This is a genomic window from Azospirillum humicireducens, assembly GCF_001639105.2.
In the GTDB taxonomy this organism is placed as follows: domain Bacteria; phylum Pseudomonadota; class Alphaproteobacteria; order Azospirillales; family Azospirillaceae; genus Azospirillum; species Azospirillum humicireducens.
On the sequence record NZ_CP015285.1, the window covers coordinates 2,381,171 to 2,402,025 of the forward strand.

General features: G+C 69.0%; 19 protein-coding genes and 1 pseudogene. 7 read left to right on the forward strand and 13 right to left on the reverse strand.

Annotated features, from left to right (window positions below; genetic code table 11):
* The first annotated feature begins 31 nt into the window (after positions 1–31).
* Positions 32–238 (forward strand): hypothetical protein, encoded by a 207-nt coding sequence (locus A6A40_RS11155; RefSeq protein ID WP_063635459.1) that lies wholly within the window; start codon positions 32–34, stop codon positions 236–238.
* A gap of 12 nt (positions 239–250) precedes the next feature.
* On the opposite strand, the gene mtnA is transcribed toward A6A40_RS11155, so the two are convergent.
* Positions 251–1,342 carry an S-methyl-5-thioribose-1-phosphate isomerase gene (gene mtnA / locus A6A40_RS11160; protein ID WP_063635460.1) on the reverse strand — a complete coding sequence of 364 codons (1,092 nt, stop codon included), beginning with the start codon at positions 1,340–1,342 and terminating at the stop codon, positions 251–253.
* Between the two features lie 172 nt (positions 1,343–1,514).
* Here mtnA and A6A40_RS11165 point away from each other — a divergent pair, with 172 nt between their 5' ends.
* Positions 1,515–3,161, forward strand: a complete 1,647-nt coding sequence (locus A6A40_RS11165) for a sensor histidine kinase (RefSeq protein ID WP_063635461.1) — start codon at positions 1,515–1,517, stop codon at positions 3,159–3,161.
* 98 nt (positions 3,162–3,259) lie between these two features.
* On the opposite strand, the gene A6A40_RS11170 is transcribed toward A6A40_RS11165, so the two are convergent.
* The 3 genes from A6A40_RS11170 to A6A40_RS11180 form a co-directional block, all read right to left on the reverse strand.
* Complete coding sequence (locus tag A6A40_RS11170; RefSeq protein WP_063635462.1) at positions 3,260–3,727, reverse strand: Dps family protein; 468 nt, start codon at positions 3,725–3,727, stop codon at positions 3,260–3,262.
* A 206-nt stretch (positions 3,728–3,933) separates the two neighbouring features.
* Complete coding sequence (locus A6A40_RS11175; RefSeq protein ID WP_063635463.1) at positions 3,934–5,646, reverse strand: methyl-accepting chemotaxis protein; 1,713 nt, start codon at positions 5,644–5,646, stop codon at positions 3,934–3,936.
* A gap of 65 nt (positions 5,647–5,711) precedes the next feature.
* Positions 5,712–6,194: a cache domain-containing protein gene (locus tag A6A40_RS11180; RefSeq protein WP_063635464.1), complete on the reverse strand. Its 483-nt coding sequence runs from the start codon at positions 6,192–6,194 to the stop codon at positions 5,712–5,714.
* A gap of 660 nt (positions 6,195–6,854) precedes the next feature.
* Here A6A40_RS11180 and A6A40_RS11185 point away from each other — a divergent pair.
* Both A6A40_RS11185 and A6A40_RS11190 read left to right on the forward strand, forming a co-directional pair.
* Positions 6,855–8,894, forward strand: coding sequence for an elongation factor G (locus A6A40_RS11185; RefSeq protein WP_063635465.1), 2,040 nt, complete (start codon positions 6,855–6,857; stop codon positions 8,892–8,894).
* Positions 8,895–9,139: 245 nt separating this feature from the next.
* Positions 9,140–9,346, forward strand: a complete 207-nt coding sequence (locus A6A40_RS11190; protein WP_063635466.1) for a TOBE domain-containing protein — start codon at positions 9,140–9,142, stop codon at positions 9,344–9,346.
* A gap of 75 nt (positions 9,347–9,421) precedes the next feature.
* Here the strand turns inward: A6A40_RS11190 and A6A40_RS11195 are convergent.
* Positions 9,422–10,619: pseudogene (locus A6A40_RS11195) on the reverse strand (pyridoxal phosphate-dependent aminotransferase).
* Positions 10,620–11,021: 402 nt separating this feature from the next.
* Here A6A40_RS11195 and A6A40_RS11200 point away from each other — a divergent pair.
* Complete coding sequence (locus A6A40_RS11200) at positions 11,022–11,450, forward strand: c-type cytochrome (protein WP_063635467.1); 429 nt, start codon at positions 11,022–11,024, stop codon at positions 11,448–11,450.
* Positions 11,451–11,528: 78 nt separating this feature from the next.
* On the opposite strand, the gene A6A40_RS11205 is transcribed toward A6A40_RS11200, so the two are convergent.
* Both A6A40_RS11205 and A6A40_RS11210 read right to left on the reverse strand, forming a co-directional pair.
* A complete protein-coding gene (locus tag A6A40_RS11205; RefSeq protein ID WP_063635468.1) occupies positions 11,529–12,662 on the reverse strand; it encodes a cytochrome-c peroxidase in 1,134 nt (377 codons plus the stop codon).
* Between the two features lie 217 nt (positions 12,663–12,879).
* The gene (locus A6A40_RS11210; protein ID WP_335645185.1) at positions 12,880–13,623 is read right to left on the reverse strand and encodes a cytochrome b/b6 domain-containing protein; all 744 of its coding nucleotides are present in this window, start codon (positions 13,621–13,623) and stop codon (positions 12,880–12,882) included.
* A gap of 196 nt (positions 13,624–13,819) precedes the next feature.
* Here A6A40_RS11210 and A6A40_RS11215 point away from each other — a divergent pair, with 196 nt between their 5' ends.
* The gene (locus A6A40_RS11215) at positions 13,820–14,056 is read left to right on the forward strand and encodes a DUF4170 domain-containing protein (RefSeq protein ID WP_063635470.1); all 237 of its coding nucleotides are present in this window, start codon (positions 13,820–13,822) and stop codon (positions 14,054–14,056) included.
* A gap of 76 nt (positions 14,057–14,132) precedes the next feature.
* Entirely contained in the window at positions 14,133–14,666 is a 534-nt protein-coding gene (locus A6A40_RS11220; protein ID WP_063635471.1) for a metallophosphoesterase family protein, read from the forward strand.
* On the opposite strand, the gene A6A40_RS11225 is transcribed toward A6A40_RS11220, so the two are convergent.
* From A6A40_RS11225 to A6A40_RS11250, 6 genes are all read right to left on the reverse strand, one after another.
* Positions 14,596–17,022 carry a putative bifunctional diguanylate cyclase/phosphodiesterase gene (locus A6A40_RS11225; protein ID WP_472240279.1) on the reverse strand — a complete coding sequence of 809 codons (2,427 nt, stop codon included), beginning with the start codon at positions 17,020–17,022 and terminating at the stop codon, positions 14,596–14,598. The genes A6A40_RS11220 and A6A40_RS11225 overlap by 71 nt on opposite strands.
* A gap of 299 nt (positions 17,023–17,321) precedes the next feature.
* The gene (locus A6A40_RS11230; protein WP_236783645.1) at positions 17,322–18,131 is read right to left on the reverse strand and encodes a capsid assembly protein; all 810 of its coding nucleotides are present in this window, start codon (positions 18,129–18,131) and stop codon (positions 17,322–17,324) included.
* 43 nt (positions 18,132–18,174) lie between these two features.
* Complete coding sequence (locus tag A6A40_RS11235; RefSeq protein WP_063635472.1) at positions 18,175–18,459, reverse strand: Bbp19 family protein; 285 nt, start codon at positions 18,457–18,459, stop codon at positions 18,175–18,177.
* Positions 18,452–19,996: a portal protein gene (locus A6A40_RS11240; protein WP_063635473.1), complete on the reverse strand. Its 1,545-nt coding sequence runs from the start codon at positions 19,994–19,996 to the stop codon at positions 18,452–18,454. The genes A6A40_RS11235 and A6A40_RS11240 overlap by 8 nt, the downstream gene beginning before the upstream one ends.
* A complete protein-coding gene (locus A6A40_RS11245) occupies positions 19,975–20,367 on the reverse strand; it encodes a hypothetical protein (RefSeq protein WP_063635474.1) in 393 nt (130 codons plus the stop codon). The genes A6A40_RS11240 and A6A40_RS11245 overlap by 22 nt, the downstream gene beginning before the upstream one ends.
* Positions 20,364–20,768, reverse strand: coding sequence for a hypothetical protein (locus tag A6A40_RS11250; protein ID WP_063635475.1), 405 nt, complete (start codon positions 20,766–20,768; stop codon positions 20,364–20,366). The genes A6A40_RS11245 and A6A40_RS11250 overlap by 4 nt, the downstream gene beginning before the upstream one ends.
* Between the last annotated feature and the right edge of the window lie 87 nt (positions 20,769–20,855).

A 20,855-nucleotide genomic window follows, 5' to 3' on the forward strand; every position in this document is an offset into this window, starting at 1 on the left:
ACCGTCCACAATCTCCGTGTCATTGGAGCCCATGGAAGACATCGACCGCCAAAGAACGCTCGACTATTTCGAAAGGCTGGGGAAAGAGCGCGTGCGCCTTTACACCGCCATCGACTGCGAGCGTTTCCTCGGTGATTGGCAGGTCCGCGAACTGGCGGACCAGTGGCTCGATGCCAAGAATGCGGAAAACACGCCGCAGCCGCTGTGGCGGCGGCTGTTGTCCGACCGCCGCCGCTGACGCCACCCCGTCCTACGCCCGCTCCGGAAACAGCCCGAGCAGCCCGTCGCGCGACGCGGCGCAGACGCCGCGCTCGGTGATCAGGCCGCTCACCAGCCGCGCCGGCGTTACATCGAAGGCGAAATTGGCGACAGGACTGCCGTCGGGGGTGACGCGCACCGTCTCGATGCGCCCGTCGGCGGTGCGGCCGGTCAACTCGCTGACCTCGCGGCCGTCGCGCTCCTCGATGGGAATCTCCCGCACACCGTCGGCGATGGTCCAGTCGATGGTCGGCGACGGCAGCCCGACATAGAAGGGCACGCCATTGTCGTGGGCGGCCAGCGCCTTCAGGTAGGTGCCGATCTTGTTGCAGACGTCGCCTGTCGCCGTCGTGCGGTCGGTGCCGACGATGCACAGGTCGACCTTGCCATGCTGCATCAGATGGCCGCCGACATTGTCGGCGATGACGGTGTGGGGGACGCCGTGATGCTTCAGTTCCCAGGCGGTCAGGCTGGCGCCCTGGTTGCGCGGGCGCGTCTCGTCGACCCAGACATGCAGCGGGATGCCCTGCTCGAAGGCGGCGTAGACCGGGGCAAGCGCCGTGCCCCAATCGACGGTGGCGAGCCAGCCGGCGTTGCAGTGGGTCAGCACATTCACCGGCTCGCCCGGCTTTTTGCGCTCCGCCGCGGCGCGGATCAATGCCGCGCCGTGCAGGCCGATGGCGCGGTTGATCTCCACATCCTCGTCGGCGATGGCCGCCGCTTCCGCCTCGGCCGCCTCGACGCGCCGCGACTCGGGAAGAGGCGCCAGCAGGCCGCGCATGCGCTCCAGCGCCCAGCGCAGGTTGACCGCGGTCGGCCGGGTCGCCAGCAGGGTGGCGCAGGCACGCTCCAGCCCCCGGTCGCTGGCGTCGCTGCGCAGGGCCAGCGCCACGCCATAGGCGGCGGCGGCGCCGATCAGCGGGGCGCCGCGCACCAGCATGGCGCGGATGGCGTGGGCGGCCTCCTCCAGGCCGGTCAGGCGGACGACCGCGAAGTCATGCGGCAGGCGGGTTTGGTCGATGATGGCGACGGCTCCCCCGCCTTCCGGCCAGATGGTGCGATAGGCTGTCCCGTCGATCCGCATAAAACCATCCTCCAGATATCCGCCACCGCACCCGACAAAGCAGGATGATGGTGTCGGCACGTCACAATAGGCGGTGGCTGCCGCCGCTTCAACACGGGCAGCGTTCGGCGGAACCGTCACCCGCCGGGTGGTGTTACCGTTTCCGGCCAAGCATGTTTGGCCGCACCCCCACATGGTTTCCGACACGATGCCGTTGCGCGCTCTGCGTTCCAAATCCTCCCCGCTCTACAGGCTGCCCGGTTCGGCGCTTGTCCTGATCGCCTGCACCGCGGCCGTTCTGCTGACAGTCGGGCTGTCGGCCGTCTTCGCCTGGCGCGACCGCAACGAGGCGGTCCAACAGGCGACCGGGGTCGCCGGCAACATCGGGCTTCTGGCGGCGGAGCATGCCGCCCGGCTGATCGAGACGGGCGACCTGCTGCTGACCCAGACGGCGACGCTGGCCGGATCCGCCGGCACCCCTCTGCCCGACGACCAGGCAACGCGCGACCGCATGGCGCTGCTGGCGGCCAGCGCCCCCCATATGGTGGGGCTGGAGATCCGGGACGCGACCGGCGCCCTGCGGCTGTCGAGCCTGCCCGACGCGCTCCCCGCCGCCGCACCGGCACTGAGGCCCGACGGCCGGGCCATCGGCGACGGCCGGATGGGCGGCCGGGCGGTGGTCACGCTGGCGCAGCCGCTTCCCGGCAGCACGCCGCGCGGCTGGGCGGTCGCCGGGCTGGACGCCCGCGCCTTCCGAGACGTCTACCGCGCGCTCGACGTCGGCTATGGCCACAGCATCTCCATCCTGAAGCCGGACGGCACGCCGCTTCTGCGCGAGCCGGAGGGTGGCGGCACCATGGGCGGGCGCAAGGGCGACGACGACACGGCAAGCCATGTCGACGACATCACCGTGAGTCGTCCGATCGGCGACACCGGCCTGTCGGCCGTGGTGACGATCGCCACCGGCAGCGTTCTGCAGCGCTGGACGGAGCGGCTGTGGATCTATGCCGCCTTCGCCGCGGCGGCGTGCGCCACTGTGGCGGTGATCGGCGCGCTCGCCATCCAGCGCGCCCGGCGCGAGCGCGAGGCGGAGGACGCCCTCCAGCACGCCTACGACACGCTGGAGGAGCATGTCCACCAGCGCACCGCCCAGCTGGAGCGCGCCAACGCCCAGCTGGAGGCCGCTGTGACCGACAAGGAGGTGCTGCTGAAGGAGGTCCAGCACCGGGTGAAGAACAACCTTCAGGTCATCTGCAGCCTGCTGCGCCTGCAGGCCGCCCGCATCGACGAACAGGCCCGCCGCGGCTTCGACGAGAGCCTGCGCCGCATCCAGACCATGAGCCTGCTGCACGAGCTGCTCCACCGGTCCGACGAGCCGGCCCACATCAACTTCGCCGACGCGTTGCGCCAGATGTGCGACGGTCTGGTCCGTTCGGACAACCCGACCGCCGCCCGGCTGGAGCTGGAGACGGAGGATTGGATCGTCGATGCCGACCGCGCCACGCCGCTGGCCATCGCCACCAGCGAGCTGGTTTCCAATGCCCTGCTGCACGCCTTCCCGCATGGCCATCCCGGCATCGTCCGGGTCCTGCTGGAGCGGGAGGAGAACGGAATGCGGCTGATCGTGCGCGACAACGGGGTCGGCCTGCCCGCGGGGATGCCGAGCCAGCACAAGCGCCCCAGCCGCGGCGGGGCCAGCAGCGGGCTGGGCCTGAATCTGGTCCAGGCCCTGTCGCATCAGGCAGGCGCCACCCTGAAGATCGAACGGGACGGCGGAACCATCTTCACCCTGACCATCCCCAACCTGCCGGTCCGCCAGCAGGCCAGGAACGCGGCATAAGGCAGGAAGCGGCCGGGGCCCGAACGGAAAGGGCCTCCCCATCCATGGACGGGGAGGCCCTTTCCGTTCGAACGCGTATCAGGAAGGCGCTCCCGCACCTACTCCAGCATGCTGCGCAGCATCCAGGCGGTCTTGTCGTGGATCTGCAGGCGCTGGGTCAGCAGGTCGGCGGTCGGCTCGTCGCTGCCCTGCTCGGCCAGCGGGAAGACGCTGCGGATGGTGCGGGCGGCGGCCTCATGGCCTTCGACCAGTTGGCGGATCATGTCGTTCGCCTTCGGAACGCCGACCTCTTCCTTGATCGAGGCCATCTCCGCGAACTGCGAGAAGCTGCCCGGCGCCGGATAGCCCAGCGCGCGGATGCGCTCCGCGATCTCGTCCAGCGCGGTCCACAGCTCCGTATACTGGGTCATGAACATGGTGTGGAGCGTGTTGAACATCGGCCCGGTCACGTTCCAGTGGAACGAATGGGTCTTGATATAGAGCGCGAAGGTGTCGGCCAGAACCTTGCTCAGCCCTTCGGCAATGGACTTGCGGTCTGCGTCCGAGATCCCGATGTCGATCTTCATCTCTCGATCCTTCTTGGTGGGTCCTGCATCATACCCCGGCATGGGCACGGCCGTCACCGGCCCCGACCCGCCGCTCGGACATCAGCTTGGGCGCAGGCGGGTGGTTTCAAGACCGATGCGACCAAACTTCGCGGGCAAATGTCGGAGGGCGAACGTCGCAGATGGCAGGGCTGATCAACCGGAAGGGAGGGCGGGACCGGCGCTCCTCACCCCGCACGCAACCGCCCGATGAAGTGCTTGACCTCGCGGCTCAGAGTCACCGCCTGCCCGTCGAGCAGTTCCGCCGCGCGCAGGACCTCGCCGGCGGCGGTGCCGGTCTCGCTTGCGCTGGCGGATACGGCGGTGATGGTGCGGGACACGTCGCTGGTGCCGGCGGCCGCCTCCTGCACGTTGCGGGTGATTTCCCCGGTGGCGGCGGCCTGCTGTTCCATGGCCCCGGCGATGGAACCGACGATTTCGTCGATGCCGACCACCGTCTCGCCCACTCCGCGGATGGCCGCGACGGCGGCGCCGGTCACCTGCTGCATGGCAGCGATCTGGGTGCCGATGTCCTCGGTCGCCTTGGCCGTCTGGTTGGCGAGGCTCTTCACCTCGCTCGCCACGACGGCGAAGCCCTTGCCGGCCTCCCCCGCCCGCGCCGCCTCGATGGTCGCGTTCAGCGCCAGCAGATTGGTCTGCGCCGCGATGGAATTGATCAGACCGACGATCTCGCCGATGCGGTGGGCGGCGTCGGACAGGCCGACGACATGGCCGTCGGTCTCCTCCACCGCCCGCACGGCGCCGCGCACCATGTCGAAGGAGCGGCGGACCTGGGCGCCGATCTCGGCGATGGAGGCCGACATCTCCTCCGTCGCTGCGGCGGCGGTCTGAACGCTGGAGCCCGCCTGGGCGCTGGCGGCGGCGACCGTGGCAGCCTGCCGGTTGGCGCTGTCCGCGCGCTCCAGCATGCCGGCGGCGTTGCTGCGCACCTGATGGGCGCCGGCCCCAACCTGCTGAACCACCTCCGCCACACGGGCCTCGAACAGGTCGGCCAGCTCCTGGATGGCCCGGTGCTTCTCGGCTTCGGCCTCCGCCTTCTGACGCTGCTGGTCGGCGGTCAACCGTTCCACCTCGCGGGCGTTGGTCTGGAACACCTCCAGCGCACGGGCCATGGCGCCGATCTCGTTGCGCATCCAGCCGCCCTCGACCACCCCGTCCAGCCGGCCGGCGGCGAGTTCCGTCGTGGTGCGCGAGAGTTGCTGCAACGGCCGGGTGATCGAACGGGCGAGCACCAGCCCGGCCGCCATCATCGCCAGCAGCAGCCCGCCCATCACCAGCGCGAAATCGCGCCGCGCCGCGCCGGTGGCGTCGCGGGTGGCCTGGGTGGCGGCGGCGGTGGAGCGGCCGATGGCGGCCTGCGTCTCCATCACCTTGGCCGTCAGGGCGGCGAACTGGTCGTCGGTGTGGGCCATCATCGGGATGCCGATCAGGCGGTCGATGGCCGCCATCTGGTTCATCTCGTCGACCGCCTTGGCATAGGTGCCGAGCCGTGCCGACACCTCGTCCAGCATCGCGCGCTCCGCCTCGGCCAGCGGCAGGGCGCGCAGTTCCGCGATCTCGGTGCGCGCCTTGCCCAGGTTCGCGGCGATGGCGTCGCGCATGGCCTGCAGCTTCGCCTCCTCGATGCCCGATCCGGACAGGGCCAGATGCCGCGACACGTCGCTGTGGATGACATAGGCGATGGCGACCAGCCGGTCGATGCGGCCAAGCCGCTCCGCCGCCTCGCTGTGGATTCCGTCCACGGCGCCGAGCGCCTGTTCCGACTCGCGGTCGGCCAGGACCAGAGCCGCCACCGTCAGGACGATCCCCATCAAGGGCGCCGCGAACACCCGGCCCGCCACCGACAGGCCCGACAGACGCGCAAAGACACCGCCGCTCATCCCCACTCCCCCATCAGCGTCGCCGGACGGTCACCGCGTCACGCGGCGGCCGTCATTCGCCGTCGTCACTTGTAGATGCCGACATAGGCGACCAGATCCTGGCCGGGCACGCGCTTCACGTAGGTGATCTTCGGCTCGATCCTGTTGCTGGCGGGGTTCAGCCAGCGATACTCGACCCAGCCCTCGCCCTTGTCCTTGGCGACGGCCAGCACATCCTGGACGATGAAACGGCCGTCCGGGTCCTTGACATTGATGACGCTCTGGCCGACGCCGGCCGGACGCGGCGGATAGACCTTCCACACCCCGGCGAAATCGACGACGTTGACGTAGATCTCGCCGTGCTTGAACGGACCGTCGGCGTTGAAGGCCTTGGCGGCCTCGTCCAGCCCCTGGGCGGCGATCAGCTCCGCCGCCTTCAGGGTGATGGACTTCGCGTCCTCCTGCGTCGGCTTGACCGACTGTGCCGCGGCGGGGGTGGTCATCGGGGTGGAGACGGCAGTCCCGGCGGCGATCACGCCGGCCACCAGCAAACGAAACCACAGGCGCATATGCTCTATCCCCAAGGAGTGGAGGCCTGTCGGCGGACGCCGGACGGCCGATCGATTGTTGTCAGGCCGTCATCGCTTTCTGCGCGCAGCCATATTCCGATCAATCTACTAGCAGAAGGTTTCATGCATTTGTCCGTCCCATTTCGACACGGTCATATTGCATTGCGACATAGCAATATTACAGAAAACCTGTCCCTTCGCGCAGCTTTTGGCGGTATTTCATTGAATATGAACGCCTTATCCGCGCGGAGCTCTCGGGGGAGGCGGGGTCGGCGAGACCGCCGCACGCAGATGCGGCCTATCGACGCATGGAATGCCCCTCCCCCGCCGCACCTGTCCCGTCGGCTCCCCGGCGCAGCCCGTGGCGCGTGACGGTTTGCCGCCCCTTTTTTCCATCGACAGCCGCGCCGTTCGGGTGGAGCATCGAAAGTCCGATGCGGGCGTTCCGCCGGCCCCGGACCCGATGCGCCATCGCCGCACCCGTCCGCCGCCGCCCGTCGCCCCACCCGGACGTGCCGGTTTTTCCAAGTGACTGTCTAGAGCCACACGCGAACGGGCCGCCACGGCGGCCGGCACCAGCGCCCCTTCCCCGGCGCGGCCCGGCAGCCAGGCCCCTCCTAGAATGGCCGGAATGGCCCGAAACTTCCACGGGAGGTGTGAATGCCGCATACGCAAATCCGGACGGCGCGCTGCGCGGCGCTGGTCGGCCCCTATCTCGCCGGCAAGACGACGCTGCTCGAAAGCCTGCTGTTCGCGGCGGGGGCCGTCACCCGCAAGGGCAGCGTGCGCGACGGCAACGCCGTGGGCGACAATTCGCCGGAGGCGAAGGCCCGGTCGATGAGCACCGAGTTGAACGTCGCCTCCTTCGATTACCTGGGCGAACGCTGGTCGATCCTGGATTGCCCCGGCTCGGTGGAGCTGGCGGGCGAGGCGCAGGCGGCGCTGATGGCCGCCGACATCGCCATCGTGGTGGCGGAGGCGGCGCCGGAGAAGGCGGTCCTGCTGGCCCCGCTGTTCAAGGTGCTGGACGACCACCGCATCCCGCATCTGCTGTTCATCAACAAGATCGACACGCTGGGCGACCTGCGGGTGCGCGACGTCGTCGCCGCCTATCAGGAGGTCTCGGCCCGCAAGCTGGTCCTGCGCGAGGTGCCGCTGCGCGAGAACGGCCAGATCACCGGGCTGGTCGATCTGGTCAGCGAACGCGCCTGGCGCTTCAACCCGCACAAGCCGTCCGATCTGGTGGCCTTGCCGGACAGCGTCCGCGACCGGGAGGCGGAGGCGCGGCAGGCGATGCTGGAATCGGCCGCCGACTTCGACGACGCCCTGCTGGAAAAGCTGCTGGAGGACATGGCCCCCGACAGCGCGGAGCTGTACGAAACGCTGGCGCATGAGCTGGCCGACGACCTGATCGTCCCGGTCTTCTTCGGATCGGCGGAGAACGGCAACGGCATCCGCCGCCTGCTGAAGGCTCTGCGCCACGACGGGCCGGAGGTCGGCGTCGCCGCCGCGCGCCTCGGTATCCCGTCGGATACGATGGTGGCGGCCCAGGTGGTCAAGACGATGATGGGTTCCCATGCCGGCAAGCTCAGCCTCGCCCGCATCTGGCGCGGCACCGTCACCGACGGCATGACGCTGGGGGGAGAGCGGGTGTCCGGCATCTTCCAGCTGTTCGGACGCGACCAGACCAAGGTGCCGCAGGCGGCGGCGGGCGATCTCGTGGCGCTCGGCCGGCTGGAGAAGGCGGCGACCGGCGACCGCCTGACCGAGAAGGCCGATCTCGGCCCGCCCGCCGACTGGCCGGCCGCCGCACCGCCGGTGCATGGGCTGGCGCTGCGCGCCGAAAACCGCAATGACGAGGTGAAGCTGTCCGCCGCCCTGCAGAAGCTGCGGGAGGAGGACCCGTCCCTGACTCTCGACCAGTCGCCTGAAACCGGCGAGCTGGTGCTGTGGGGCCAGGGCGACGTGCATCTGAAGCTGGCGATGGACCGGCTGCGCAGCCGCTTCAATGTCGCGGTGAAGGGCCAGCCGCCGCAGGTTCCCTACAAGGAGACGATCCGCAAGGGCACCGGCCACCACGCCCGCTTCAAGCGCCAGACCGGCGGCCACGGCCAGTTCGCCGACATCCATGTGGAGATCCGGCCGCTGCCGCGCGGATCGGGCATCCAGTTCGAGGATGCGGTGGTCGGCGGCGCCGTGCCGCGCCAGTACATCCCGGCGGTGGAGGCCGGCGTGCGCGAGGCGGCGGTGCGCGGACCGCTGGGCTTCCCGGTGGTGGACTTCGCCGTGAGGCTGACCGGCGGCCAGTTCCATGCCGTCGACAGTTCCGACATGGCCTTCAAGACGGTGGCAAGGCAGGCGATGGCGGAAGCCCTGCCGGCCTGCGAGCCGGTGCTGCTGGAGCCGATCCTGACCGTCACAATCGCGGTGCCCAGCGCCTTCACGCCCAAGGTGCAGCGTCTGGTCAGCGGCCGGCGCGGCCAGCTTCTGGGCTTCGACGCGCGGCCGGGCTGGCCCGGCTGGGACGAGGTGAAGGCATGCATGCCGCAGGCCGACATGCAGGACCTGATCGTCGAGCTGAGGTCGCTGACCTTCGGCGTCGGCAGCTACAGCGCCGAGTTCGACCGCCTGCAGGAGGTGGTCGGCAAGGCCGCCGACCGCGCGGTGGAAATCCGCCGGGACATGCTGGCGGCGCAATGATGCGCTTGGATCGGATCGCGTAAAATCGGACTCGATTTGAAGCATGACTCCGATTTTCGAACGAAAAGCTGGTGCGCCGTGCGTTTCATCGTAAACGCACGGCGCTATAGACGCTCCACTGCCAGCCTGCCGGGCAGTTGAGCGTTCCAACATTATTTCCAGTTGGATATTACGATGGCGGAGCTACACTTCTCCGCCCGCGTCTCGCGGCGCAATCCGTTCCTCGCTTCCAGGGATCGACGTCGATGAAACTCAGCGCACGCAATCAATTGAAGGGTACGGTCATCGCGGTGGAGAAGGGGCCGGTCTCGGCGAAGGTGAAGATCGATATCGGCGGCGGCACCATCATCACCTCCACCGTCACCAGCGAGACGGTCGATGAACTGGGCCTTGCCGACGGCGACAGCGTCACGGCGATCATCAAGGCGTCGGACGTCCTGATCGGGAAGTGAGCCCGCCTCGAAATCAAAAGGGCCGGCGCCTTGCGGCGCCGGCCCTTTTCGTTGCTCGCTCCCCCCGCGAAGCGGTCAGCGCAGATTGCCGCAGGCGCGCTGGATGCGCTTGCACGCCTCTTCCAGCGCTTCCGTCGAGGTCGCGTAGGAGATGCGGAAGTGCGGGGCGAGGCCGAAGGCCGACCCCTGGACGACGGCGACGCCTTCCGACTCCAGCAGGTAGGTGACGAAATCCTCGTCGGTCTCGATCACCTTGCCGTCCGGGGTCGTCTTGCCGATGGTGCCGGCGCAGGACGGATAGACGTAGAAGGCGCCTTCCGGCTTCGGGCAGCTGATGCCGGTGGCCTGGTTCAGCATCGACACCACGAGGTCGCGGCGCTCGCGGAAGGCCTCGCCACGCTCCTTGATGAAGTCCTGCGGACCGTTCAGCGCCTCGACGGCGGCGGCCTGGGCGATGGAGGTCGGGTTGGAGGTCGACTGGCTCTGGATGACGCCGATGGCCTTGATGAGATCCTTCGGGCCGCCGGCATAGCCGATGCGCCAGCCGGTCATCGCGTAGGACTTCGACACGCCGTTGACGGTCAGGGTGCGGTCGTACAGCGACGGCTCGACCTGGGCCGGGGTGACGAACTCCAGGCCGTCATACAGCAGGTGTTCGTACATGTCGTCGGTCATCACCCAGACATGCGGGTGCTTGACCAGCACGTCGGTCAGCGCCTTCATCTCGGCGCGGGTGTAGGCCGCACCCGACGGGTTCGACGGCGAGTTCAGGATCAGCCACTTGGTCTTCGGCGTGATCGCCTTCTCCAGGTCGGCGGGCTGCAGCTTGAAGCCCGGCCGGGCAGGAGACGAAGACCGGCGTGCCTTCCGCCAGTTCGACCATGTCCGGATAGCTGACCCAGTAGGGGGCCGGGATGATGACCTCGTCGCCCTGGTTCAGCGTCGCCATCAGGGCGTTGTACAGCACCTGCTTGCCGCCGACGCCGACGGTGATCTGCTCCGGCGTGTATTTCAGGCCGTTCTCGCGCTCGAACTTGGCGCAGATCGCCTTCTTCAGGGCGGGCGTGCCGTCCACCGCGGTGTATTTGGTGTCACCGGACTCGATCGCCTTGATGGCGGCGGCCTTGATGTTGTCGGGGGTGTCGAAGTCCGGCTCGCCGGCGCCAAGGCCGATGACGTCGCGACCGGCCGCTTTCAGTTCGCGGGCTTTGTTGGTCACGGCGATGGTCGGCGACGGCTTGATGCGCGAGAGACGGGACGCGATAATCGACATGGCGGCGGGCCCCCTCAGGGCTATGGTGACGGTGTGGCGGAGACGTCGTCGAGACGCCTGCCCCTCCGGGTGGAAGGCGCGAGGCCGGACCTTACTTCCGCTCTACCCCGGTTGCAAGGCCGGTCGGCCCGTCCAAACCGCCCGGTTCCGCGGTTTTCCACCCTGTGGCCGCGCCGTACCGGCGGATGGCCGCGCGCCGCCCCACCGGTATTACCAGCCCCCTTTGGATGGCAGCCTCGGCGCCGCCAAATCCTGCAATCACCGTGCGCAGCATTATTTCTTACAGCACAAATGAACGCCATGACGGCACAACTCCGTCATGCCCGCTTCACTTGACAGCTTGGTCTTTGGGGTGTGTAAGATCTCTCCTGGGGGATTAAATTCAAGGAAGGGATAAGAACCGTGTTTTCCCGTATCGTGCTTGCGGCGTCCGCCGCGCTGATGCTGACCGGCGGCGTCGCCCTGGCCCAGGACGTCATCCAGACCCGCAAGGCCGGGTTCGAGGACTACAAGAAGGCGATGGGCGAGATCAAGGACGCGGTCGGCAAGGGCGATCTGGCCGCCGTCGGTCCGGTGGCCGACCGCATCGACGCCTTCGCCGCCAAGATCCCCAGCCTGTTCCCGCCCGGCTCCGACAAGGGCAAGACCGCGGCCAAGGAAGTGATCTGGGCGAATTTCCCGGACTTCACCGCCAAGGCGCAGGATCTGCAGGCCGGCGCCAAGGCGCTGAAGGTCGCCGCCGCCTCGGGCGACAAGGCGGCGACGGGCAAGGCGTTCGGCGCCATGGCCGACAACTGCAAGGCTTGCCACCAGCGCTACCGCTCGGAATAAGTTGCGGTCCAGACAAAAGGGCCCTTCCCCGCCGGCGTGGGGAAGGGCCTTTTTCTTACCGGAACCCCGTGCCTCTCCTTACTTGAACACGGGCTGCGGCGTGGCCGGCGTGCTGGCCGGCAGCAGCGGATACTCGACGCGCGGCTGCTGGCCGGTCAGCGTCGTCAGGAAGGCGGTGATCTTGTCGATCTCCTGGTCGGACAGGGTGGCGCCGAGCTGGCTCGACCCCATCACCGCCACCGCCTGACGCAGATCCCACACCTTGCCGGAATGGAAATAGGGGGCGGTCAGCGTGACGTTGCGCAGGGTGGGCGCGCGGAAGACATATTCGTCGTCGGCGGTCTTGGTGACGGCGAAGCGGCCCTTGTCGCCCGGCGGCAGGATCTCCGCCCCCGGCCTGGTCACCACGCCGAAGGGGAAGTAATCATGGCCGCCGACATTGACGCCGTTGTGGCAGCCGGCGCAGCCCTTGTCGATGAACAGCTCCAACCCGGCCTTCTGCCCATCGGTCAGTGCGTCGGCCTTGCCCTCCAGATACTGGTCGAAGGGGGCGGCCGGCGTTGTCAGCGTCGCTTCGAACGCCTCGATCGCCATGGCGACATTGTCGAAGGTGACCGGGTCCTTCTCGTTCGGGAAAGCATCGGCGAACTTGGCCTTGTAGGCGGGGATGCTGTTCAGCACGGCCATCACGCGGTCGGGCGTGCTGTTCATCTCCACGCCGGCCTGGATCGGCCCCTTGGCCTGGGCCTTGAGATCCTCCGCCCGGCCGTCCCAGAACTGGGCGACGTTCAATACGGCGTTCAGCACGGTCGGCGCGTTGCGCGGCCCCTTCTGCCAGCCATGGCCGACCGAGGTCTCCAGCCCGTCGACACCGCCCAACCCCAGATTGTGGCAGCTGTTGCACGAGAAGATACCGCTGGCCGACAGCCGCGGATCGAAGAACAGCATCTTGCCCAGGTCGATCTTCTCGCGCGTGACCGCGTTGTTGCGGATGGCCGGCAGGGTGGCGGGCAGCGGCTTGAACAGTTCGCGCGCACGGCCCATCAGGGCGTCGCCGGCCCCGACCTGATTGGAGGCGGCCGGATTGGAGGCAGGCGGATCGGCGGCCGGCGCCGTGCCGGCGGTCGCGGCAAGGATGCCCAGGGCGGCGGCGGTCGCGACCAGCAGGCCTTTCAGCGCTGCGGCCGGACGATGTCCGGATTGTGCGTGCATGGCTGGCTATCCCCCGGCGCGGCCGACATCCACCACAACCTTCGGCTTCAATCAGGCAAAGGCCGATCGATCCCGGAAGTCGGGCCTGCGTCATTGGTTCGTTGAGGTTTGGCTGGGATCAATCTGGAGTCATTCTAGACTAGCAGGCGTCCAGCCATAGACGACGCATTGTCGCACACAACCAATGGCATATGTCCGTGCCGGGGAAAGATCGGGATCAGCCGGCGGCGCGCAGCACCAGGAAGACCAGTCCGGCCGACGCGGCCAGGATCGCCAGCGCCAGTGCCGCCGGGGCGCGCCGCGGCTCCGCCGTCGCGAGGCGGCCGGGCAGGCTCTTGCGACCGGTCACCATCGGCCGGATCAGATTGTCCTTCTTGACCAGCAGATAGAAGAACACGGCCGCCACATGCAGCCCGACCAGCACGAAGATGCCGTTGGCCAGCAGGCGGTGGACCGAGCTCAACGCGGCCACCGTGGCGCTGGAAACCATCGGCACCAGCGGCCCGTCGACCAGGATGTCGTCGCTGGTGAACAGGCCGCTCGACGCCTGGACCAGCAGGATCAACAGCAGCGCCACCACCATCAGCGCGCCCAGCGGGTTGTGGCCCAGGGTAAAGGCGGCTTCCCCACCCGCCCGCGACCGCCTCAGATAGTCCAGGATGGCGCCCGGCCCCTTCACGAAATCGGAAAAGCGCGCGGTCTGGCTGCCCACCACGCCCCAGACCAGCCGGAACAGCACCAGGATCAGGACTGTTTCTCCTGCAAACATATGAATGGAAAGCACACCAAGCTCGGCCGACAGAATCGCGACAGCCACCGCGGCGACCAGCGCCCAATGAAACAACCGCGTTGGCAGGTCCCAGACCCGAACCTCACGCCGATGTTTCTCCCGAGTCGCGGTATGACCACTTGCCATCGCTCGATCCTCACAGTGTTCGGCCGTATTTCCGGCACTTGTCATCTGCGGCAAAGGGACGGATTCTTTACCCTGATCCCGAAAACGCCGCAGTTCCGTGTTCGCATCGGTCGAATGGCGAGTCAACAGGCTTGAAGCCGCGCCCGGCCGGCGGATATGAGAACGCGACGCATCAGCCGGCCTGCCGGCGCAAAGACAGCCACAATCCCCCTCACCCCCCGGTTACAAGGATTCAAAGGCCATGCCCGACAAACAGCTCCTCCACCTCGTGTTCGGCGGCGAACTCGTGCGTCCGGACTCGGACCAGTTCGTCGATCCGTCGAAGCTGCACATCGTCGGCATCTTCCCGAGCTACGAGGAGGCCTACAAGGCATGGCGCGGCGCCACCGGCCAGACCATCGACGACGCCCACACCCGCTACTACATCGTCCATCTGCACCGCTTCCTCGATCCGGCGGCGGACGACCACAAGCACTGAAGCCTGCGAAGCGGCGCGCGGCGGGCGAGCCCCTGATGCAGGGAACCGCCCGCCGCGCGGCGGCGTTGACCGGTCGATGACGGTCTATTTCACTTCCGATACCCATTTCGGCCATGGCGGCGCCCGCGGGCGCTTCCGCCGCCCCTTCGACTCCACGGCCGAGATGGACGCGGCGATGGAGGCCAACTGGAACGCCACCGTCGGCCCCGGCGACGAGGTCTGGCACCTCGGCGACTTCGCCCTGCACATGCGGCCGGAGGCCATGGCGGAGCTGCTCGGCCGGCTGAACGGCACCAAACATCTGATCGTCGGCAACAATGACGGCCCGGCCACGCTGGCACTGCCCGGCTGGTCCAGCGTTCGGCACTACGCCGAACTGACGCTGGACGGCGTCGACCTGGTGATGTGCCATTACGCCTTCCGCACCTGGAACGGCATGCACCGCAAGGCGCTGAACCTGCACGGCCACAGTCACGGCCAATTGAAGCCGCAGCCGCGGCAGATCGATGTCGGCGTCGATGTCTGGAGTTTCCGCCCCGTCACCCTGGCCGAACTGACCGTCCCGCGCCAGAGGCGCAAGACGGTGACCGGCAAGGAAGCGCCCCCCTGATCACGCGATCCGGCGCAACCGCTCCATCAGCAGGCCGCGGGCGGCGTCCGCCGGCACCGGACGGCCGGTCAGCCAGCCCTGCACCTGGGTGCAGTTGTGATGGCGCAGGAAATTGGCCTGCTCGGTCTTCTCCACCCCTTCGGCCACCACATGCAGGCCCAGCATGTCGGCCATGGCGATGATGGTGGACACGATGCCGGCATCCTCGCGCTCGTTCGGCACGCCGTTGATGAAGGAGCGGTCGATCTTCAGCGTGGTGATCGGCAGCCGCTTCAGATAGCTCAAGGACGAATGGCCGGTGCCGAAATCGTCCACCGCCACCCGGATCCCCATCGCCTTCAGCGCCGCCAGCACGCTCAGCGCATGGTCGAGGTCCTGCATCACGGCGCCCTCGGTGATCTCCGATCAGTCCGGGGGGCAGGCCATGGCGGTCGATGATCCGGCGGAAATCCTCGGCGCTGCGGTTGCGCAGATGCTTGGGCGAGATGTTGACGGCGACCGGCACCGGCTCCATGCCCGCATCGAGCCACTCGCGCATCTGCCGGCAGGCCTCGTCCAGCACCCAGTCGCCGAGCGGCACGATGAAGCCGGTCTCCTCGGCCACGGGAATGAACTCGCCGGGCGGGATCATCGTTGCCCGGCCCTGCCCCGGCTTCTCCCAGCGCAGCAGCGCCTCGAACCCCTCCAGGGAAAAGTCGATCAGCGACACCTTCGGCTGGTAATGCAGGCGGAACTGCTTCAGCGCCAGCGCCGCGCGCAGGTCGCCGTCCAACGCCAGCTGGCGCCGCGCCTGTTCGGCCAGTTCGGGGCGGAAGAAGGCATGACGGCGGCCGCCCATCCGCTTGGCGGCATAGAGCGCCGTCTCGGCGGCGCGAAGCAACGCCTGCGGGTCCATGACGTCCGCCGCCGCGTCCCAGCCCGCAGCCCCGGCCAGATCGTCGGGGTAGACGGCGATGCCCACCGCCGGGCGGACATAATGCTCGCAGCCCGGCAGCGTCACCGGAGAATCGAAGGAGTCGAGAATGCGTTCGGCGATGGCGGCAGCTTCCTGGGCGCCGCGGATCTCCTCGACGATCACGGCGAAATCGTCGGTGCCGATGCGGCCGACCGGATCGTCCGGGCGGACGGCGGCGGCCATCCGCCGCGCCACCTCCTGCAACAGCGCATCGCCGGCCTGATGGCCCAGCGTGTCGGTGATCAGCTTGAAGCGCGACAGATCCAGGCACAGCACGGCGAAGGGGCGGCGGTCGCGATGGCTGCGCTCCACCGCCGTTTCCAGCAGCGTTTCGATCATCGCCCGGTTGGGCAGGCCGGTCAGCCGGTCGCGGGTGGCCAGCCGCATCAGCTCGCGTTCGTGCCGCAGCCGGTCGGTCACGTCGGCCAGCGCGCAGACGAAGCCGCGCCGCCCCCGCACCACCAGCGGCGAGACGCTGAGCGAAGCATCGATCCGGCCGCCGCCGGGCCGTTCGATCACCAGCGCCTGTTCCCGCACCGGCGCCGCCGCCGCCGCATCACCAGCCATGGCAGCCAGCAGCGAATCGATCCGTGCGCGGTCGGAGGCGGCGAACAGGCTCGACAACGGACGCCCGCGCAGCATTTCGGCAGGAACGCCGAGCAGGGCGACGGCGGCGGGATTGTGCTCCTCGATCCGGCCACCCGAATCGACCAGCAGGATCGCCTCGCTGACATTGTTCATGATGCCGGCCAGCCGCTCGTCCCGTTCGATCAGGGCGATGGCCGCGCGGCGGAAGAACTCCATGGCGCGGGCCATGGCGCCGAATTCGTCGCGGCGCTCGCGGCCGGGAATGTCGATGTCGGTCCGCCCCTCCGTCAGCAGGCGCATGCGGTCGGACAGCATTTCCAGCGGACCGACGACATGCTGCGACAGGAACAGCGATCCGGGCCAGCTCAGCACCAGCAACACCGCCAGGAACAACAGGAAACCCGACGCCTCCATCAGGAAGTCGCGGTCGAGATCGCCGACGTCGCCGGCGGCGGCGATCGCCCATCCCCAGGGTTCGAACCGGCCCTCGGCCGTCACCGAGCGGCCAATCGGCGGCCAGCCGGGCGGAACGACGCCGTCCGTGAAAATCGTGACATGGAAAGGCTTGGCCGCCAGCGCCCGCAAGGCCGTCAGCGCCCGGTCTCGCGCCTCCTCGGCCGAGAGGGCGCCCGACGAGGCCGACCGGTCCAGATCGCGCAGAAGCCCACCCGCGGACTCGACCAGCGCGGCCGCGACCTGCCCCCGTTCGGCGATCATGCCCTGGCGCAACAGGTAGAGCGCCGGGATCGCCGCCATCAGGCAGCCGATCACGCCGATCCAGGTCAGCCAACGAATCTTGCGGCGCAGCGTCATCGTGCCTGGCGTCGCTCTCTTATCCGTTCGATTAACGGATGGTTAGTCGTTTGGGGAAAGTGACCGCTTCGTTTCAATCGTGCAATATTATTTTTTCTTCGCATGCGCAACAGATGGCTGTCCAATCGATACGAAGGTTGCAGACTGCGGCGCATTGCCTCGCTGAAGCAATCTTAGCGATCATGGGCAGCGATGTTTCAAGCCGGCTTGCCCGGCAGCACCCTCCGCCGAAACGGAAAAGGCTGCCGGGCAAGGGGCGGTCGATGTTGAGCGTCAGCGCTTTACCGCCCCGCCCCGCCTCAGCCCTGGCCGGGATAGAGCCGCTGGAAGCCTTCGGTGACGCGGGCGATCACCGCCGGGTCACGGTCCCGCCAATAGCGGGGATCACGCATCAGGGTGCGCAGCTCCGCCTCGCCACCCCCGCCGCCGGGGCGGGATTCCGCCATCGACAGGGCGGACGGCTCGCTGCCGGTCATCATGGAATAGAGGGCCATGACACCTTCGTAGGAGGTCGCCAGCCCCTCGACCGCGGCCGGCGGCAGGGTCTTGCCGGCCCAGGCCAGCAGTTGCCGCGAGACCTCGCGCCAGCGCTCCTCCCCGCCGAAGCGGGCAACCAGCCGCTCGACCTCGCGTTCCGCCTGGAACTCGGCGGCGACGGTCTGGATCAGCGGAACCATCCGCTCGGCGGCCAGATCGTACAGAAGCTGCGCCTGCGCAGGGGTGTAGCCGGCGTCGAACAGGCGGCCGTTGATCTCGGGGTCCGGCTGGAACAGGCCATGGTCGCAGGCGATGCAATAGCCATCCGCCGAGTCCGGCGCACCCAGCAGACGGCGAAGCTGCGCCGGATCGAGGCTGGCCGGATCGACGGAGGCGGGGTCGGGAGGCGCCATGGCCGGCCCGGCCGGTTGCTGCTGCTGGGATTGGGAAAGCCGGCGCTCCAGCTCCAGATAGGACTTCAGCAGCGCCTCGACGCGCAACGCGCCGGTCTTGGGATCGCGGAACTTCTCGGGAATCGCCAGCGGCGGAACCGGGTCGGCGGCGGGTGCGGCGGCGGGTGCGGCGGCGGGTGCGGCGGCGGGTGCCTCGGTCAGCAGAATGTCGGCCATCATCAACTCCTGCAGGATAGGGAATGGGGGAAGGAGATTCCGCCGGTCATCCCGTCCGCCCGCGCGCGACCAGCGCGAGGATGGTGGCGACCAGCTGGCGCTGTCCTTCGAGGTGGCGCAGAGCGGCTTCCGTCGCGTCGGGTCCCAGCGCGCGGTCGAGCGTCATCGCCCGCAGCACCGCCAGCACCCGCGTGCCGTCGCCGCCGGAGAAGCAACGGGCGAAGCTGGGCGCCGGATCGGTCTCGCCCGCCGCGCCGGGGATCGGAGCGGTCGGGAGCGGCGCCTCCAGCCAATCCCAGCCGGCCCGTTCGTTCATCGGCGGCTCAGCCATTGGACGGCCCGGCATAGGGGGCGGGGGCCGGAACGGGGGCGGCCCCGGTCTCCGCCCGCATCAGCTGGGCCGGAACGCCGAAGGCCTCGCCCAGCCAGCGGGCGGTGGAAGCCGCGTCCACGGCGCTCCCGGCGTCCGGCCCCAACGCCGTCACGCTGTCCAGCCAGCGCAGGGCCGCCTGGACGTCGCGCTGCGCCTGCGCCTGGGCGAGCGGGGAGCGGTGCTGCAACTCCACCAGACGGCCATCCACCGTGATGTCGGGGATCTCGCCGCGCCGGCGCAGGATCGCCACCGCGCGCAGCAGAAGCGGCGTCATCAGCTCCGCCTGCAGCCGGCCATAGGTGGCGCCGAGCAGACGGGCCATCTCCACCGAGCGTTCCAGCACCTCGGTTGCGGTCATGCGCGCCGACTCCACCGGTCCCAGCCGGTCGGCCAGAAGCGCGTGGCGAATGCGCCCGCGCAGATCGTCCAGCACCAGCTGCGACACGTCGAACCGGCCGGGATTGGCCAGCGGCGTCAGCCCGGCCGACCCCATGGCCTTCGGGATGATGGTGCCGGGCACCAGCCGGACGGTGGCGGGATTCAGCACCCCGTCATCCTCCGCCTGCCAGATGCCGGTGACGGCGATGGAGGCGTTCTTCAGCACCAGCTCCACCACCTTGTTGGCGGTCTTGATGTCGGGCAGCGCCTTCATCACCGGCGAGCGGCCATAGGTTTCGCCCGGCGCCTTCAGCCAACGGAAATTGACGAAGGGCGACTGGGCGAAGCGCCCCTGCGCCAGCCAGGACGGCTCGGCCAGCCCGCTGTCCAGCACCACCGCCCAGCGATAGGCCGTGCCGTCGGGCAACACTGCCTCGACCAGCGGAAAACGGCTGTCGGGTTCGTCGGCCGACCGCTTGCGCAGTTCGTCGGGCAGGTCCGCACCGGGGAAGCGCTGGAGGATCTGGGCCAGCGTCGCCTCGCTGCGGCGGAAGGTGGCGTCCAGCCGGCCGTCCGGCCCCTCCTCCAGCACCGCTTCGGCAAGCGGCACCGCGGTGAAGCGCAGGCTGGACGGGGCGCCGGGTGCCGCCTCCTCCATCAGCAGGCTGGCGGTGCCGACGGTGACGAGATCGAGGAAGGCCTGATGGACCTCCACCGCGAAGTTGGAGCGGTCGAAATGGGCCTGGACGATCCCGGCCGCCCGGTCGAGCAGCGGGGCGATGCGGTCACGCTCCGCCCCGGCCAGCGCCGGACCGGGCTGGAAGCCGAACCAGCGCGACCAGGGCGGCGTCAGCTCCGACAGCAGGCTGGCGGCCAGCTGCTCCACCGCATCGGGAGCGGTGCCGTCGAACAGGCGGTCGACGCGCCGCTCGCCCGGCGTACCGCCGCCGCGGAAGGGCCGGCCGTTCGGCAGCGCATGATCGTAGCAATCCTGCCAATGGCTTTCCCAAACCGCCCGGCGTTCGCGGGCGACGCGGTAACGCTCCAGCAGGGCCTCCGGCTCCGACAGCTCCTTCTTTTGGCGGATGGCGGGTTTCACGGCTGGGGACGTGGGCATCGGCGGGTTCCTCCGGTCAGGTGGCGGTGCAGTTGCCAGGGGGTCAGCACCCAGCGGGCGCGCAGGCCGATCAGTCGCTTGACCGCCTCGACGCAGGTGAAGGGCCCCCAGGGGGCGGGGCCGTCGGGGCGGCGCAGCGGGGCGGGGTCGACCGTCAGCCCCTGGGCGCGGTACCAGCCCGGCAGGTCGAAGTCGGCCGGCAGCTCCAGCACCGCAACGTCGGTAAAGCCCGCCAGCGGATCGACCGCCACCCAGCGCCGCCCGTCGTTCAGCAGAACCAGGCAATGGCGGAAGCCCGGCCTGAGCAGCCGCAGCCACCACAGCGGCGACTCCCCGCGATAGACCACCCAGGCGGTCGGAGTCGCCGTCATCGCGCGATGCCCTTGTCGCGCAAGGCGGGCGCGATGGCGGCGAAGGCCTCCTGCCACAGGGAGTGGGCGCGCTGTTCACGGAAGCGGTCTGGCTCCGGCGCGCTCTGGCGGCGGCCGTAATGGACCAGGACATGCAGGTGGTCGCGCAGCAGTTTGCGCGTCCGGTAGAGCCGGTCGACCACGCGCAGCACATCCTGCGGTTCGCAAGGCCGCTCGACCAGCCCGCGCCCGGCGGCGACGCGTGCGCCGGCCGCCTTGGCGTCCTGCGCCTGCACCGCCCAGAACCACGCCTCCTCCGCCCCGGCGAAGGGTTCGCCATCGGCGCGGTAAGGCTCCGCACTCAGGGGGACGGCGCGGGACAGGCGGGCGACAGGCAAAGCGGGGGCGGCCGGACTCAGCATGCTGGTCTCCTTGCGGCTTCGGATTTTCGAAAGAGAGCGGCGCCGGGCCGGGATTGCGGCCGCGCCATCTGTTTGCGTTATGTTCCG